The sequence below is a fragment of the Vibrio sp. B1FLJ16 genome (assembly GCF_905175385.1).
Taxonomy (GTDB): Bacteria; Pseudomonadota; Gammaproteobacteria; order Enterobacterales; family Vibrionaceae; genus Vibrio.
Window position 1 is genome coordinate 2422573 of the sequence record NZ_HG992749.1, and the last position, 17275, is coordinate 2439847.

13 protein-coding genes are annotated in these 17275 nt (G+C 47.3%); 7 read left to right on the top strand and 6 right to left on the bottom strand.

The features are described from left to right. Positions 1-230 precede the first annotated feature (230 nt). The 3 genes from KHN79_RS10930 to hrpB all read right to left on the bottom strand — a co-directional run bounded on the left by KHN79_RS10930 (position 231) and on the right by hrpB (position 7529). Positions 231-2549 carry a patatin-like phospholipase family protein gene (locus tag KHN79_RS10930; RefSeq protein WP_182008825.1) on the bottom strand — a complete coding sequence of 773 codons (2319 nt, stop codon included), beginning with the start codon at positions 2547-2549 and terminating at the stop codon, positions 231-233. Positions 2550-2677: 128 nt separating this feature from the next. Continuing rightward, positions 2678-5053 carry a penicillin-binding protein 1B gene (gene mrcB, locus KHN79_RS10935; RefSeq protein WP_182008826.1) on the bottom strand — a complete coding sequence of 792 codons (2376 nt, stop codon included), beginning with the start codon at positions 5051-5053 and terminating at the stop codon, positions 2678-2680. After that, positions 5046-7529, bottom strand: coding sequence for an ATP-dependent helicase HrpB (hrpB, locus tag KHN79_RS10940; protein ID WP_182008899.1), 2484 nt, complete (start codon positions 7527-7529; stop codon positions 5046-5048). Before hrpB ends, mrcB begins: the two co-directional genes overlap by 8 nt. 66 nt (positions 7530-7595) lie before the next feature. Between hrpB and sfsA the strand changes: the two genes are divergently transcribed. The 7 genes from sfsA to panC all read left to right on the top strand — a co-directional run bounded on the left by sfsA (position 7596) and on the right by panC (position 13512). Next, positions 7596-8312: a DNA/RNA nuclease SfsA gene (gene sfsA, locus KHN79_RS10945; protein WP_182008827.1), complete on the top strand. Its 717-nt coding sequence runs from the start codon at positions 7596-7598 to the stop codon at positions 8310-8312. A gap of 136 nt (positions 8313-8448) precedes the next feature. Then, positions 8449-8895, top strand: a complete 447-nt coding sequence (gene dksA / locus KHN79_RS10950) for an RNA polymerase-binding protein DksA (protein ID WP_182008828.1) — start codon at positions 8449-8451, stop codon at positions 8893-8895. A 70-nt stretch (positions 8896-8965) separates the two neighbouring features. Further along, positions 8966-9829: a tRNA glutamyl-Q(34) synthetase GluQRS gene (gene gluQRS, locus KHN79_RS10955; RefSeq protein WP_182008829.1), complete on the top strand. Its 864-nt coding sequence runs from the start codon at positions 8966-8968 to the stop codon at positions 9827-9829. A 100-nt stretch (positions 9830-9929) separates the two neighbouring features. Beyond that, positions 9930-11294 (top strand): polynucleotide adenylyltransferase PcnB, encoded by a 1365-nt coding sequence (pcnB, locus tag KHN79_RS10960; protein WP_182008830.1) that lies wholly within the window; start codon positions 9930-9932, stop codon positions 11292-11294. Next, positions 11291-11776 carry a 2-amino-4-hydroxy-6-hydroxymethyldihydropteridine diphosphokinase gene (gene folK / locus KHN79_RS10965; protein ID WP_182008831.1) on the top strand — a complete coding sequence of 162 codons (486 nt, stop codon included), beginning with the start codon at positions 11291-11293 and terminating at the stop codon, positions 11774-11776. Before pcnB ends, folK begins: the two co-directional genes overlap by 4 nt. Positions 11777-11800: 24 nt before the next feature. Beyond that, on the top strand, positions 11801-12595 hold the full coding sequence (gene panB, locus KHN79_RS10970) for a 3-methyl-2-oxobutanoate hydroxymethyltransferase (RefSeq protein ID WP_182008832.1): 795 nt from the start codon (positions 11801-11803) through the stop codon (positions 12593-12595). 11 nt (positions 12596-12606) lie between these two features. Beyond that, positions 12607-13512: a pantoate--beta-alanine ligase gene (gene panC, locus KHN79_RS10975; RefSeq protein ID WP_182008833.1), complete on the top strand. Its 906-nt coding sequence runs from the start codon at positions 12607-12609 to the stop codon at positions 13510-13512. A 110-nt stretch (positions 13513-13622) separates the two neighbouring features. Here panC and KHN79_RS10980 read toward each other — a convergent pair whose 3' ends face one another. The 3 genes from KHN79_RS10980 to KHN79_RS10990 form a co-directional block, all read right to left on the bottom strand. Beyond that, positions 13623-14393 (bottom strand): ABC transporter permease, encoded by a 771-nt coding sequence (locus KHN79_RS10980; protein ID WP_182008834.1) that lies wholly within the window; start codon positions 14391-14393, stop codon positions 13623-13625. Continuing rightward, complete coding sequence (locus KHN79_RS10985) at positions 14394-15311, bottom strand: ABC transporter ATP-binding protein (RefSeq protein WP_182008835.1); 918 nt, start codon at positions 15309-15311, stop codon at positions 14394-14396. 287 nt (positions 15312-15598) lie between these two features. Further along, the gene (locus KHN79_RS10990; protein WP_182008836.1) at positions 15599-17269 is read right to left on the bottom strand and encodes a SulP family inorganic anion transporter; all 1671 of its coding nucleotides are present in this window, start codon (positions 17267-17269) and stop codon (positions 15599-15601) included. Positions 17270-17275: the final 6 nt, after the last annotated feature.

Below are 17275 nucleotides of genomic sequence, written 5' to 3' on the forward strand. Positions count from 1 at the left end.
ACTATTGTTAAAGTAAAGGAGTGAACATCCTTGGAAACTTGGCTCTCCAGTGCCCTTGTTTTCATTCAATTATGATTGAGAAACAGCGCCGCAGAGGCCAAACTGTGGGCAAAAGAATAGCAAATTTAACCTTCAATTAAAATCTCATCATTTTGACCAACATAGCAACTTACGACTAAAGTCCTGCTAATTTTGTTCAAATTTAGTGAGGTATTGCTCTCTTTTACTGGTTAATTAAATGAAGTTCCGACGATCAGATACACAGCTTCCAGGTTTTGCTCTGTACGACCATAAGCCAACATTATAGGCCCGATTGGGGAATCGACACCAAAGAATACCGAGCCAGCGTTATACAGCGGCGCGTTACCCAAACCTAAATCATTGTCCGACCATACGCCACCGTATTCTACTGATGCACCTATATACACCGGTGCCTCAAACAGCCCGAAATCATTCTCGAACCATTTGTATCGGTAGACTAGGCTGCTGAAAAATAAATCCTGTCCAATCAGGCTGTTTCTCGGTATGCCGGACAAGTTCAAAAAGCCCCCCAGTTCTCGTGGATCAAGTGGGATAGTAGAGTTCTTACTCTCAACGACACTATATTCAGCATGCCCGACTAAAGTATGACGCTGATGACTCACTGCGCCTTTAACCCGAGCTGAAATTTCATACACGGTGTCTTCAACCATAGTATCGGAACCTAAAAGATTATCTCCCTCAGGGCTTTGGTCATGAGAGACTAAATACTCCAGATCGACCAGCATGCCGCGAGTAGGAAAAGCAAAGTCATCGAGCGTATCTAAGCGGTACTGGGCAAATACTCCAAGCCTGTCAAAATCCAGATTTCCCGCCGATGCCAGAGTGGATAGCTCAATACTCCCCGTTGAGTACCGGCCGCCAAAACGCAGCTCTTGCCATAGAGTGGGCTGAATACCAAGCGAAATCTCCGAAGAAAAATCGCTGTAAGAGACGGGGAAAAAGTCGTTCACGGCACCAATATCAGGATTTTGGAAATCGTTCAGTGGCAGATTACGTCCTTCATTGCTGTATGCTAATCGCCCGGAAACAAACAGCTGCTGGCTAGACAACACTGGAGAATACAGTTCAGCTTCAATCAGCTTATCTGTACCCATTTCTAAGTTAAATGCCAGCTCTGCGCCGTGGGAGTTTAATTTGGTGAAATTGGTCGATATACCAATCCCGTACTGACTATCGGTATCAAAGTCATCTTCAAGGAAAAAGCGGAAATTAAGGTAATTGGGACCCCAGGACTTCTCATTAACGGTAAAAACCAGCCTCGTGGCACCTTGCACTTCCTCATACTGATAAGTAATCAGTTCAAATCGATCAAGTGCATATAAATTCTCAACAGCATTTTCTATTTCACTCGTTGAGATCCGACGCCCGGTCTCTAAATGCATACGGTTTGTCAGCAGCACATCGCTGTAGTGCGTGTTATTGACAATCACCACCTCATCGACAACACGCTCATCACCATGAACTAAGGTTTTGCGGACTTCTTCTTTATGGTCGATGTATCGCTGGTAATCTGCACTCGATAAACTCAGCCCTTCTAACTTTGCCTTCAGCTCCTTGGTGATCTCATACCCTGAGTCAAATGCCAGTGGCATTTTATCGAACTCAACCGTTTCCATTAGCCCTACGTTAGGACGAATATAGATATCTTGCTCCTGGAGATCTTCCACTTGCTGCTGAGTACTGCGGCGGACAAGATAGTTGGAAAGTTGGTCAGCAACAATAAACAGCCCGGTAAAATCTTCCGCCGTTTTGTAGTCTGTGCTGATGTCTACAGCAATGACAACATCAGCTCCCATCGCGCGAGCCACATCAACGGGCATATTGTTCACGACCCCACCATCAACTAACAGATGTCCATTTAGCTCATAGGGAGGAAGCGCGCCTGGCACTGACATGCTGGCCATCATCGCATCGACTAAATAGCCGTTATCAATGACCACCTCTTCGAGTTCCAGAATATCAGTTGCAACCGAGCGATAAGGAATAGCAAGTTGATCAAACGATTCAAAGCGCCCAAGGTTACCCGTGGTTTCACGCAGAATACGTAACATATTCTGCCCTTGCACCACTCCGGTTGGCACGCGTATTTCGCCAAACCTCAGCCCGAGATCCGTATTTATTTGATAGCGGTCTTCATACTCTTTGTCACGAACACGGCGCTGACTCCGGTCGACACGATCCCGGTAACCGTTATTCCAGTCCACACTGTAGATGAAGCTTTCAATTTCACCTGCACTCATACCAATGGCATATAAACCACCAACATAAGCACCCATGCTGGTACCCGTAATGATATCAACGGGAATCTTCATCTCTTCCAGTGCTTTCAGTACACCTATGTGAGCCGCACCTTTTGCACCACCGCCAGCAAGAACCACTGCCACTTTAGGACGCGGTGCTGGCATATCCCCTTGAGTTTTTGCCAACGAAGGAGAAATAGTCAAAAAGAAACTTACCCAAAGCGCGACACAACGAAAGAACGGGCTAAATGGCGCCTTTTTGAACATTAACTTCTTCCTTTATTAAATATTGGGGCTGAGCAATGCCCATCGCCGAGCACTACTCACTTTAATATGCCTCTATATTTACTAAGAAATACTCCGTTGAACAAGCTTACGATGAATATTTAACAAGATTACCAATCAAATAAATTACTAATCCAGTTAGATTTTTTCTCGCACTGCTGTTTCATTTGACCGGTTTTGTCCCAAATTGGTAATTTATATTCACTGCGACAGTTCATCTCTAAACCGCCATCGGCGCTTTGTTTAAAGCCCAGAGTCGTCACCTCTCTTGGCCACGGAAGCTCTAAACGCTCAGGAATGCGCTGGGTCAGATATTCCGCATACACACGCAAAGCACCGCTCGATCCGGTCAGATTTGTCGGTTTGTTATCGTCACGGCCCAGCCAGATAGTGGTCACTTCCCGGCCGTCGACGCCAACAAACCAGCTGTCTCTTGTATCATTACTGGTGCCGGTTTTCCCTGCTAATGCAGCCCAGGCAAACTGGTTTTGTAAGAAGCGACCAGTACCCTGAGCAACACCTTGCTTCATCGCATACGTGGTAAGCCAAGCAGCTTGTTCATCGACTTCACGTGACGAGCGAGGCAGTGACTGATAGAGCACATTGCCCTCCAGGTCTTTCACCGAACGAAGCGCCGTCAGCTTCGCGCGCTTACCTGAGTTTGTCAGAGTCTGATACATCTGAGCGACTTCAAGCGGAGTTAACGAGAACGATCCCAGGAACATCGAAGGCACCGGTCGAATCTCATTTTTGTTCACACCCAAGCGCTCTAGCGTACTGGTTACTCTAGGAATGCCAAGCTCCATACCCAGGCGCACGGTGGGTACGTTGAGCGACTTGGCCAGAGCCTCGAATAGTGGAACGTCACCACGGTACTTGCGGTCATAATTACGCGGAGTCCAGACCGTACCTTCACTGCCTTTCAGACTTAAAGGCGTATCATGCAAAGTCGTACCTAGGTTGTATTTGTCAGGCTGCTCCAACGCCGTAAGGTAAATGGCTGGTTTTACTAACGAGCCGATTGGTCGGCTGGCGTTTAATGCACGGTTGAAGCCTTCATAACCGACTCGCTTACCACCAACCATGGCACGGATCTCACCGCTATGACGATCAACGGCCACCGCCGCCGCTTCCAACTCCTTTCCACCAAGCTTGGCTAACTCGGGTATCTTACTGGCAATGGCTTGCTCCATTTTGCTTTGCGATACCGGATCCAGTGACGTAAAGACACGTAAGCCCGTTTCAGATTTAAACTTATCACCGACTTTTTCTTTCAGTTCGATACTCAACTGTTGGAAGTAAGCTGGCTGACGGCTGGCAATACGCGGGTTTTCCTGCGTATCCAGTGGACGACTTGCTGCCTGCTCATATTCTTTCGATGTCAACATGTCTTGGTGCATCAGCAGACGAAGCACAAGATCACGGCGATCCTGAGTTCTTTCTGGGTAGCGAATTGGATTGTAGTAAGACGGACCTTTTACCATCCCCACCAGCATCGCAAGTTGATCTATACGAAGCTCCTGAATCGGCTGGCCGAAGTAATAGCGGGATGCTAAGCCAAATCCGTGAATAGCTTCACCACCACTCTGTCCCAGATACACTTCGTTCAGATACGCTTCCAGAATGCGATCTTTGCTGTAGCGGTAGTCCAGAATCAACGCGATATACGCTTCACGGATCTTGCGCCATAAAGTTTTATCCTTGGTTAGAAACAGGTTTTTTGCCAGCTGTTGCGTAAGCGTACTGCCCCCCTGAACGGTGCGGCCAGCTCTGATATTCGCCACCAACGCACGGGCAATCGCCAGAGGAGAAACACCATCATGCTGGTAAAAGTCGCGGTCTTCAGTTGCGAGTAATGCATCCACCAGAATTTCAGGGTACTGATCCCGGCGTAAGAACAGGCGCTGCTCGTTGCTGTCTTTTTCCAGCATTCCCAACATCTTAGGCTCAAGACGCAGATACCCCAGGTCGCCTCTGGATTCCAGAGACTGAATACGTTGTAAGCCGCTGTCAGAAAAATGCAGCATGACATGGCGATCGGGCTCCGGGCCGTCAGAAAATTCAAACGGACGACGAATCAGCTCAATACGAGTTGAAGACGACGAGTATTCGCCCGGATAACGTGGATTACTTACCTTTCGGTAGTTAAGCACGTCCAGTTCATTGCGAAGCTCCTGAATAGAGATGTTCTCACCGGGACTAAGATTTAAAATGCGCGCGTAAACGACCGTCGGCAGTTCAAATAACTGGCCTTCAAAGCGCTCTTTCACCACACTATCTAAATAAATACCAACAAATAAAAGGACTGCCGCCAGCGCAATGCCCGCTTTCCATGTAATCGACCACAAAACTTTTAGCCATGATCGCTTACCATTATTACTCGGCTTTTTACCCGGAGTTCGCTTGCTACGCTTAGCGGGGGCTTTTGTGGCAGTTTTTTTCTTCGCTGGCGTCTTACTGGCGCGCGGCTTTTTTGTGTCAGTCATTATTTAATTGTCTTTTCGTTTTCGTTGTCGCGACATGGTTCGCAGGATCATCAGGCCAAACATGCTTTGGATAACGCCCTTTCATCTCTTTTTGCACGTCTTTGTAGCTGCCTTTCCAGAAGGCAGCGAGATCAGTCGTCACTTGCAGTGGACGCTGCGCCGGAGAAAGTAATTCCAGCACCAGAGGTTTACGCCCGAGAGCGACAGCAGGCGAGCTACTTTCTCCAAACACTTCCTGCATCCTTACCGACAATACGGGTTCATGACCATACTGATAACGGATGCGTTTTGAAGTTCCCGTTGGTAGCTGATAACGCTCTGGCAGCCACTCATCAATGCTCTTATTTAACGGCCAGCCCAAACGCCCATTCAGTGCTTCAGTCAGGTTCACTTTACTCAGCTCTTTCACCGACGTTACAGAAACCATATAAGGTGCTAACCACTCATCTAATGATTCAAGCAAATCTGCTTCTTCAAAGTCTGGCCACGGCTGTTCAGGCAGCCAGTCGACGGCGCAACGGATTCGTTCGAGCAAGTTTTCCGCAGCTGGCGTCCAGTTTAGACTGCTCAAGCCCTGACGGCGGACATAAGTGAGTAAAGCTTGTGTCATTTTTTCTTTTCCGGGACTCGGCAAAGATTCACGCTCAATCACTATCTGGCCGATTTTTAGTTGTTTCTCTGCTACTAAACGCCCTCTTTTTTCATCCCAGTCGACCATTTCTTCAGATGAAAATAGTAATTCAAACGTCGCATGCAATATATTGATGTCCAGTTCACAAGCCAAATGAACCTGGCTTGAGTTGGAATGCGAACGCATCAGATCAACCGTAACTAAATACTCACATGCGCCCAGAGCATCGTCTGGCCGGCATTCAGCTCCGTGACCATTCGCCAGAGTAAACCGACCATATTGCTTATTTCGTTGGTGAGAGATGCGCTGCTGTGCAATCCTGTCCGGAAATGCTAGGCTCAACACCAGTGGTAGTGAACTTTCATCAACATCTGACAGAGAAAAAACCGTATCCATTTTATGCGCAAGGGACTGGGCTCGCTTAATTAGCAATGATTTTTTAGGATGAGAGCTCGTGATCCAGCGGTGCAAACTGTGTCCGATATTCGTGACGTTTCTTTCTGGCTCTTCAATAAGGGCGACCGCCGCCAATGCGGTATTTAACATTTTCTCACTGTGATGCGCAGACTGAATCAACATTGCGGCAGCTCGAGGTTCAACACCGAGCTCGTGTGCTTGTTTACCGTCAGCAGTCAGTTGGCCTTGCTCGCTGAGCAGCCCCAGAGAAACCAGCAGTTGCCTGGCCTGATTCAGTGCCGCATGAGAAGGAACGTCAAGCCATTTCAGTTCCTGAACATCACTCGCTCCCCAGAACGCTAACTCCATGACCAAACTGGCAAGATCGGAATACAAAATTTCAGGCTGTGGTACCGCAGGTTGCTGTCTGAACTGACTTTCAGAATAGAGACGAACGCATATCCCCTCTTCAACACGGCCTGCTCGCCCCATTCGCTGAATAGCAGAAGACTGAGCAATACGCACTTGCTCGAGACGGGTAAGGCCATTTTTCAAATCAAACCGGGCAATACGCTCTAAGCCAGAGTCAACCACAAGACGGATCCCTTCAATGGTCAGTGAGGTTTCCGCAATGTTGGTTGCCAATACGACTTTACGTTTGCCCTGTATCACAGGAGAAATCGCCTTCTGTTGCTCGTCAAAACTGAGTTGGCCGTAGAGAGGACAAACTTCAACCTCATCAGGCAAATGTGCTAATCGCTCTTCAACCTGCCTAATCGCAGCAACGCCCGGAAGAAACGCCAATAGTGAGCCTGACTCTTTACTGAGCAGACCCTCTATCGTCTTAGCCATCACATTTGGCAGGTGATCATTAACGGCTAAAGGGGCGTAGCGCGTTTCAACCTCAAAACTTCGCCCATGAGATTCGATAAAACTGGCATCCGGCAGCAGTGATTGCAGCGCTTCCTGATCGAGCGTTGCCGACATGACCACCAGCTTGAGATCATCACGCAGTGCCTCCTGAACTTCCAGGCTGAACGCTAACGCTGTGTCGGCATGAATACTACGCTCATGAAACTCATCAAAAATCAGCAGATCGACACCATCCAGCTCAGGGGCATTTTGGATCATGCGTGTCATGATCCCTTCCGTCACAATCTCTAGCTGCGTTGCTGAGCTTACCTTACTTTCGCCGCGAACGCGGTAACCAACTCTCTGACCGACTTGCTCACCGAGTTGCTCCGCCAGATAGCGCGCGATATTACGCGCAGCTAACCGCCTTGGCTCAAGCATAATGATTTTTCCAGTCACCAGTTGATGCTGGAGAAGTTGGAGAGGAAAATACGTCGACTTACCCGCACCCGGCGCGGCTTTTAAGATCACCTGATGTTGGTTTTTGACCGCCGTAAGTAACTGAGGCATCACGGCTTCAATCGGCAATTGTGACAAAAGAAATACCTTATGGTGTAATGATGGCAACATTGTACCTAAAAGTTTCCCTTCTAAATAAGCAAAATGCATTTCGAACCCGCTTTAGAGTCAGCGACTCTGCTCAAACGCTATAAACGCTTCCTTGCCGACATTGAACTTGATAACGGCGAAGTTCGCACCATTCACTGTGCAAATACCGGAGCGATGACAGGTTGTGCCACACCCGGAAACAGGGTCTGGTACTCAACCTCTGACAATCCTAAGCGAAAGTATCCCAATAGCTGGGAGCTGAGTGAAACCGAACTCGGCCACCGAATTTGTGTCAATACCGCACGCGCAAACCAGTTAGCGGTTGAGGCTATTGAAAATGACGTCATTTCAGAGCTTTGCGGTTATGACACACTTCAAACTGAAGTGAAATATGGCAATGAAAATAGCCGAATTGATATCTTGCTCCACGCAAGTGACAAGCCAAAGTGTTATATAGAAGTTAAAAGCGTCACTCTTCTTGATGAAACTAACTCTGAGGGGCAAGGATACTTTCCCGATGCCGTCACTACCCGGGGGCAGAAGCATTTGAGAGAGCTCACAGAAATGGCACAAAATGGAAGTAGAGCCATACTTTTATTTACTGTTTTACATTCAGGTATTGAAAAAGTATCTGTAGCACACCATATAGACGCGAAATATTCACTATTACTCAAACAAGCACTAGACGCAGGAGTAGAGGTTCTCTGCTACAAAGCTGAACTGAGCAGTACTGACGTAAAGCTATTTTCTGCTGTTGATTTCATCAGTTAAGACGAAAAATGATGCTGTCTTCACATTGACGATAAGTTTGCAAATCAGTATTTGCTTGCACCGCCTCTTTTTGCTATAGATACCCGCCTTAAATAGACTGCGAAGCAGTTGACTAGGTGTAAGTAGGAGATGCTGTATGCCAGAAACAAAGAAAAAATCAATCGGCATCCTAGCCATTGCAGGCGTGGAGCCGTATCAGGAAAAGCCTGGTGAAGAATACATGTCACCAGCGCAGATTGAACATTTTACGAAAATACTGACAGCTTGGCGCGATCAGCTAAGAGTTGAAGTAGACCGTACTGTTCACCATATGCAGGACGAAGCAGCAAACTTCCCAGATCCAGTTGACCGCGCTTCTCAGGAAGAAGAGTTCAGCCTAGAACTGCGTAACCGTGACCGTGAACGCCGTTTGATCAAGAAAATTGAAAAGACTTTAGACAAAATCAAAGATGACGATTTTGGCTTCTGTGAGTCTTGTGGCGTAGAGATTGGCGTACGTCGTCTTGAAGCACGCCCAACTGCAGACCTTTGTATTGACTGCAAAACGCTTGCAGAAATCAAAGAGAAGCAGATGCAAGGTTAATCACCACGCAATCTGATTATTGAAGGGAGCTCTGGCTCCCTTTTTGTTTTGGCTTATCTGAGATACACGCATGACAAGCTATGTTGGCCGCTTTGCCCCATCTCCTTCTGGTCCGCTGCATTTTGGCTCTTTGGTTGCCGCTCTGGGCAGCTACTTCCAAGCAAAAGCAAACCATGGCAAGTGGCTGGTTCGAATAGAAGACCTCGACCCTCCCAGAGAAATGCCCGGAGCTTCTGAAGCCATTTTAGAAGCGCTACAAGCATACCAATTACTCTGGGATGGTGAAGTGGTATACCAGAGCCAGCGTCATCATCTCTATCAGGCTCAGATTGATGTCTGGTTAGAAAACGGCGACGCCTACTACTGTCACTGTACCCGTAAGCAAATTAAAGAGCACGGCGGCTTTTATCCGGGAACATGCCGAGATAAACACTTGAAAGAAGGCGCTATACGCCTAAAAATGACCAGGCCTGTCGCCAGCTTCTTCGACCAAAAACATGGCACAATCCATATTCCCGAACAGTTGGTTAATGAAGATTTCATTATTAAACGTCGAGATGGATTATTTGCCTATAATCTTGCGGTAGTATTGGATGACATCGACCAAGGTGTGACTGAAGTTGTTCGCGGAGCGGATTTAATCGAGCCAACAGGAAGACAAATAAGCTTATACCAAACCCTTGGCCAACCCGAGGTGAGTTACTTGCACTTACCTCTGGCGATGGACGATAACGGCAATAAACTGTCGAAACAAAATCACGCGACGGCTATTGATATTAATAACCCGAATCCTGCTCTGCTCAAAGCCATGACATTTTTGGGCTTTGATATTCCCGAAGACATTAAAGCGAGTGAAATTGCAGAAATTCTTCGCTGGGGCTGCGAAAACTGGCGTTTAGAACAGCTTCCCGCAGAGATCGAGATCACTGCATGATTCTCAAATGGCACCGTGTAGTGCTATCATTAGCCGCAAATCAGCCCTAGGGCTTAAAAACTAACCAAAGCAAAATTGGACTAAACCCATTTATTGCCAGATGCACATGAATACAAACGACTATACACCAAGCGAAGCTGCGACAATTCCAGAGCTCGCTCTCAATGTAATAACTCGTGAAGAGCACAACATTTCGCGTAAGCAGATCAGTGACAATGCGCTGAAGGTACTGTACCGCCTAAATAATGCTGGTTTCGATGCATTTCTTGTCGGTGGCGGGGTTCGAGACTTACTGCTTGGACAGAAACCAAAAGACTTTGATATTGCGACTAACGCAACACCGGAACAAATCAAGCAGCTGTTCAGAAACTGCCGCCTGATTGGCCGCCGCTTCCGTCTGGCTCACATTATGTTTGGCCGGGACATTATTGAAGTCGCGACTTTCCGTGGCCACCATCAAGAGCAGAAAAATAAGAACGTCTCTCAGCAGTCTAAAGAAGGTATGTTACTGCGCGACAACGTATACGGTACGGTTGATGAAGATGCAGAGCGCCGCGATTTCACTATCAACTCGATGTATTACAACATCGCAGACTACTCAATACACGACTATGCCCGTGGTATTGAAGACCTGGAAGATCGCCTGATTCGCCTGATTGGTGACCCTGAAACCCGTTACCGTGAAGATCCGGTGCGCATGCTGCGCGCTATCCGTTTCGCGGTCAAACTTGATTTTGATATCGAAGAAGACACCGCAGCACCTATCGAAGAGATGTCAACACTGCTGCGTGATATACCATCTGCTCGTCTGTTCGAAGAGTCACTCAAGCTACTGCAATCAGGTCAGGGGCTGGAAACCTACCATCTGCTGCGTGAGTACAACCTGTTCCAGCAGCTTTTCCCAACGATTGCAGAGCATTTCACTGAAGATTACTCATCTCCGACTGAACAGATGCTGGATCTGGTTCTCGACTCCACTGATATGCGAATCGAAGAAGGTAAGCGTATCAATCCGGCATTTATGTTTGCGGCTATGCTGTGGTACCCGCTTTGTGCTGTAGCAGAAAGACTGATGGAACAACGTCATCTTGCTTATTACGATGCCATTATGGAAGCGAGTAATATCATCCTTGATGATCAGGTTCGCACTATAGCTATACCACGACGTCACACCGCGACTATTCGTGAGATTTGGCAGCTGCAACTGCGCCTGCCGCGACGCAATGGTAAGCGCGCATTCCGTCTTATGGAGCTGAACAAGTTCCGTGCGGGCTTCGATTTCCTTGAAATGCGGGGTGAAGTGGAAGGCGGCGAGACAGAGAAACTAGCCAAATGGTGGGAAACTTTCCAGAATGCCGGCCGAGAAATGCGTCAGGCAATGGCTGCCGACCTCGACGACCAAGCACCAAAAGGTCAGCGTCGCCGTAAAACCTACCGTAAGAAAAAAAGTAAGCCTAAATCATGATCACAGCATACATTGCGGTAGGCAGTAACCTGGCTGATCCTGTCAGCCAGGCGAAACTAGCGATCGAAGCACTAAAAACGCTGCCTGAATCAGAGTTTGTAAAAGCCTCTGAACTATACAGCAGCACGCCTATGGGGCCACAAAACCAACCGGATTACATCAATGCGGTCGTGGCAATAAAAACTAATTTGACGCCTCTGCAACTGCTTGATTGCACACAAGCCATTGAGCAGGAACAAGGGCGTGTCCGTAAAGATGAACGCTGGGGACCAAGAACTCTTGATCTCGACATTATTCTTTATGGCAATGAGGTGATTAACTCCGAAAGACTGACCATTCCTCACTACGGAATGAAGGAGCGCGAGTTCGTGCTCTATCCTCTTGCGGAAATTGCACCAAGTTTACAACTCCCTGACGGGACCGAGGTCTCTGCTCTGCTCAAACAAGTAGACAGAAACGGCCTCAGTATTTGGCAGTCATAGCCAACTCCTAGGAAGGATAAAATAATGAAAAAAATGACCATAAACGACCTTATCAAGTGGAAACAAGAAGGTCGTAAATTTGCCACTTCAACGGCTTACGATGCGAGCTTTGCTCAGCTATTTGAAAGCCAGGAAATGCCTGTTCTGCTAGTGGGTGACTCACTGGGAATGGTTCTTCAAGGTGAAAACGATACGCTGCCGGTAACCGTAGATGACATTGTTTACCACACGCGCTGTGTACGTACAGGAAGCCCGAACTGTCTTCTGATGGCTGATATGCCGTTCATGAGCTACGCAACGCCAGAACAAGCCTGTGAAAGCGCAGCAAAAATCATGCGTGCAGGTGCAAACATGGTGAAGATTGAAGGTGGCGAATGGTTAGTTGATACCGTCAAGATGCTAACTGAACGTGCCGTGCCTGTGTGTGCGCACTTAGGTCTGACTCCTCAGTCGGTGAACATCTTCGGTGGCTATAAAATACAAGGCCGCGATCAGGAAAAAGCGGATCGTATGGTCAAAGATGCACTCGCACTGCAAGAAGCCGGCGCTCAGATCGTACTACTTGAGTGTGTTCCTGCGGAACTGGCAGAACGTATTACGAAATTACTCGACGTGCCTGTCATCGGTATTGGCGCAGGTAACGTGACGGACGGTCAAATTCTTGTAATGCATGATATGTTCGGCATCTCTGCTAACTACATGCCTAAATTCTCGAAAAACTTTCTTGCTGAAACCGGTGATATGCGTAAAGCCGTAGCAAAATACATGGAAGATGTTGCAAACGGTGTGTTCCCAGACGAAGCTCATACCATTGCTTAGAGGATAAGTGCATGCAAACTTTTGCGGAAATTTCAGCAACTCGTGAACAGATAAAAGCCTTCAAGCGTGAAGGCCGTAAAATTGCCTTTGTCCCGACAATGGGCAATCTTCACGAAGGTCACCTGACGCTCGTTCGTAAAGCGCGCGAATACGCTGATATCGTTGTTGTAAGCATCTTTGTTAACCCGATGCAGTTTGAGCGTGCCGACGATTTGGCAAACTACCCTCGTACGCTTGATGACGACCTGAGCAAGCTTAGCGCTGAAGGGGTGGATTTAGTGTTCACACCGACACCCGAGATTATGTACCCGGAAGGTTTAGACAAGCAGACTTTTGTGGATGTACCTGGTCTTTCAACTATTCTTGAGGGTGCTTCACGTCCGGGTCACTTCCGTGGTGTCACCACTATTGTCAATAAGCTGTTTAACATCGTTCAGCCGGATGTCGCTTGCTTCGGAGAAAAAGATTTTCAGCAGCTAGCTGTCATTCGTAAGATGGTCACCGATCTGGCAATGGACATTAAAATAGTCGGTGTCCCTACCGTGCGTGAAATGGACGGACTCGCGATGAGCTCCCGAAACGGACTGCTTACTCTTGATCAACGCCAGCGTGCTCCGGTTCTTGCCCGCACAATGCGATGGATTAGCAGCGCAATGCGTGGCGGCCGCGATGATTACGCGTCAATTATTGAAGATGCAAATGATCAGCTTCGTGCTGCTGGATTGCACCCAGATGAAATCTTCATCCGTGACTCACGCACTCTGCAAGATATCACGACTGGAACCACTCAGGCGGTAATTCTGATGTCCGCATTCTTAGGTAGCGTTCGCCTAATCGACAATCAAACTGTTGATATAGCATTAGAGACCAAAGAAGACTCAGAATCTGGTGCAGCTCCTTCAGCAAGCGCAGAGTAATAACACAGCGAATGCCGAATAACCTGAGCTCAGGTTAAATAAAAAGGTCGACTTAATGTCGACCTTTTTTGTACTTAATGCATTGTCGGGATATATCGACAACCCATATGTTATGAACGCAGACCAATGCCTTTCGTCACCAGATAGTGTGCGATCGCATACAGCACAACGACAAATACAGTGAGTACGCTGAATGAAGTCACAATACCCACATCTGATACACCTAAGAAGCCGTAACGGAACGCATTAACCATATAGACGATCGGATTGATTTTAGACACACCCTGCCAGAACTCAGGCAGTAAGCTGATCGAATAAAACACCCCGCCGAGGTAAGTCAGAGGAGTTAAAACAAAGGTTGGGATGATGGAAATATCATCAAACGTTTTTGCGTATACCGCGTTAATTAAACCGCCAAGTGCAAACACAACTGAGGTCATAAATACCGTCGCAACAATGATCCCCCAATGCTCCACCTGCAGATCCACAAACAACAGAGAAACACAGGTGACGATCGCACCGACCAACAAACCACGGGTAACACCACCCATTACATAACCCATGATGATCACATAGTTAGGTACAGGGGCAACCAGCAACTCTTCAATGTTTTTCTGTAGCTTAGCGCTGAAGAAAGATGAGGCAACGTTGGAATAAGAGTTAGTGATCACTGACATCATAATCAGGCCGGGAACGATGTATTCCATATAGGTAAAACCGCTCATTTCACCAATTCGGGAACCAATTAAGTTACCGAAAATGATGAAATAAAGTGTCATGGTAATCGCCGGCGGAACCAGTGTCTGTACCCAGATACGCGAGAAACGGGTGACTTCTTTGCCCAGCAAACTGCGAAATGCGGTCCAATATAATCCGTACATTTACTTGCTCCCTTCTCTGACAATACTTACGAACAGCTCTTCCAGTCGGTTAGCTTTGTTTCGCATCGACAATACTTTGATACCATGTTCAGTAAGCTGACTAAATACTGAGTTCAAGCCTTGGCTCTTATCCAGCTCAATCTCAAGTGAACCTTCCACCAGGCTCTGGCGATTTACCCCAGTCAGTTCTGGTACTTCACCATCGCATTCAATATCAAGAATGAAAGTTTCAACGCTCAACTTTCCAAGAAGTGATTTCATTGTCGTGTTTTCAATCAGCTCACCACGATTAATGATGCCGATATTGCGACACAGCATTTCGGCTTCTTCTAAATAGTGGGTGGTCAGGATAATAGTGATCCCCTGCTCCTTATTGATCTCTTTAAGAAAATCCCACATCGAGCGGCGTAATTCGATGTCAACACCGGCAGTAGGCTCATCAAGGATCAACAGTTTCGGTTCATGCATAAGAGCACGGGCAATCATCAAACGACGCTTCATACCACCAGACAGATTTCGGGCACGCTCTGCGCGCTTTTCCCACAGATCAAGCTTCTTGAGGTACTTTTCTGCGCGCTCTTTCGCTAGCCCTTTTGGTACGCCGTAATAACCGGCTTGCTGGATAACGATCTGCTCAACGGTTTCAAACTGGTTGAAGTTAAATTCCTGAGGTACAAGACCTAAGTTCTGTTTGGCTAATTCAAGATCGGTATCAATGTCGTAACCAAAAACTTTAGTGGTTCCTGAAGTCTTATTAACGAGAGAAGCGATAATGCCGATTGTGGTGGATTTCCCTGCCCCGTTTGGGCCAAGAAGCGCGTAAAAGTCACCTTTTTGAACTTGTAGACTGATGCCTTTTAACGCCTCAAATCCGCCTGCATACGTCTTGCGAAGCTGTTCGATTTCTAATGCGTACATAGCGTAGTGGTTGCCATCTGTTTGTAATTCGTGATTGCGGATACCAATTGGAATCTTTGAGCAATTCAGAGCCTATAACTCTGAACTATCTTTCGGTATTGCACTGAAGGGCGATTAGTTTATCGTTGAATAACGATGTTTACAATTAAACCTTTCCATAAACTTAGAAGCATTACTCGCCCCTGATTCTGGGGTTATCAGAGCTGACGAAAAGATCGATTTGTACAGATAAGCAAGAAATGAAAAGAGCAGCACTGCCAGCAGCAGCAAACAGTGCTGTTTTCGTATTACGCTGTAATTCGTTGGTACTGTGCCTTTTCTACATGAGACACCGCCGCATTTAAAGCTTCGTAGCGGAACCCGTAAATATTGTCGTCAGGCACCAGATCGATCACATGGAATTTTTCCAACTGTTCTCGAGTACGCTGATTCGGACACAGCAGATACACTTCACAATTAGCGTCTAGCGCGTCTTTAATCGCGTTTTCCAGGGCAAGACCTACCGTCACATCGATCATTGGAACATCCGTAAGATCCAAAATCATCGCTTCGTAATCTGCAATACTAGAATGCTGGCGCGAAATCGCCTTTGACACGCTGAAGATCATCGGTCCAGAGAGATAAAAGAACAATACTGTACCATTGGCACGATCCAGTAATCCCCTCTCACTGTCCGTTAAAGGTACGTCATCCTCATCCGCATCACTGATGGCTTTTACCTGACGCGCCTGCTCCCGGCTCAAGCGCTCGATAATAATGATATTGGAAATGAATACGCCAAGACCGACGGCGACAATCAGATCAACAAATACCGTCAATAACATCACACCATACATCACGGCCATTCCCGAAAAACTGACCTTATGAGCACGCTGAATAAAACTCCAGTCGAGAATGTTAAAACCGACATAGACAGCAATACCGGCCAGTACCGCCATTGGAATCGGCTCCGTCAAACCACCAGCTACAAGCACAACTAACGCAAGCATAAGCGCACGAACTACACCCGATAATGGCGAACGAGCACCAACCTGAATGTTGGTTACTGTTCCCATGGTTGCACCCGCGCCTGGAAGGGCACCAAACAGACCAGCAATCATATTTGCTATACCCTGACCGCGAAGCTCCTTATCAGAGTCGTGTTCTTTACGCGTTAGTGAGTCACCGATAACCGCGGTCAGCAAGGTATCAATACAGCCAAGCGTACCCAAAACCAATGCATCAATGACCATTTCAACAAACATATCCGGATTGATATGTGGTGCGACTAACGAAGGTAAACCAGCAGGGATTTCGCCAATACGGCGGATATCATCGGTATCAAACAGAATCACTGAGAGCAAAGTGACGGCAACCAATGCAACCAACTGAGCTGGCACGTACTTTCTATATTGTTTAGGGAATAAGAATAAAATGGCTAACGTCAGCAAGCCCAAAAACAACTCACTGAATTTGAGATTAGAAATGGTTTCCGGTAGTGCTGATAACGTCCCTAGAACTCCGCCTGCGGGTGCGGCATGCCCCAGCAATGGTGACAGCTGAAGTATAATCAGGATAACGCCGATACCTGACATAAATCCGGAGATAACGCTGTAAGGCATCAAAGTAACATATTTACCTAGCTTCAGAGTGCCAAGTAAAATCTGAAATGCCCCCGCCATCATCACAACCGTAAACGTCATGGCCATGCCCGTTTCAGGGTATTTGACCATCATACTGGTCAGTACCGCCGTCATGATAACGGTCATTGGTCCGGTCGGCTCGGAGATTAAGGTATTTGAACCACCAAAGAGAGCAGCAAACAAACCGACCATGATTGCCCCCCAGAGACCAGCCTCAGCACCCGCTCCAGAAGCGACACCGAAAGCTAAAGCCAAAGGGAGAGAGATAATTGCCGTGGTTACCCCGCCAAATATATCCCCTTTTAAATTGATATTTTCGAAACGACTACCGAACACAACTAA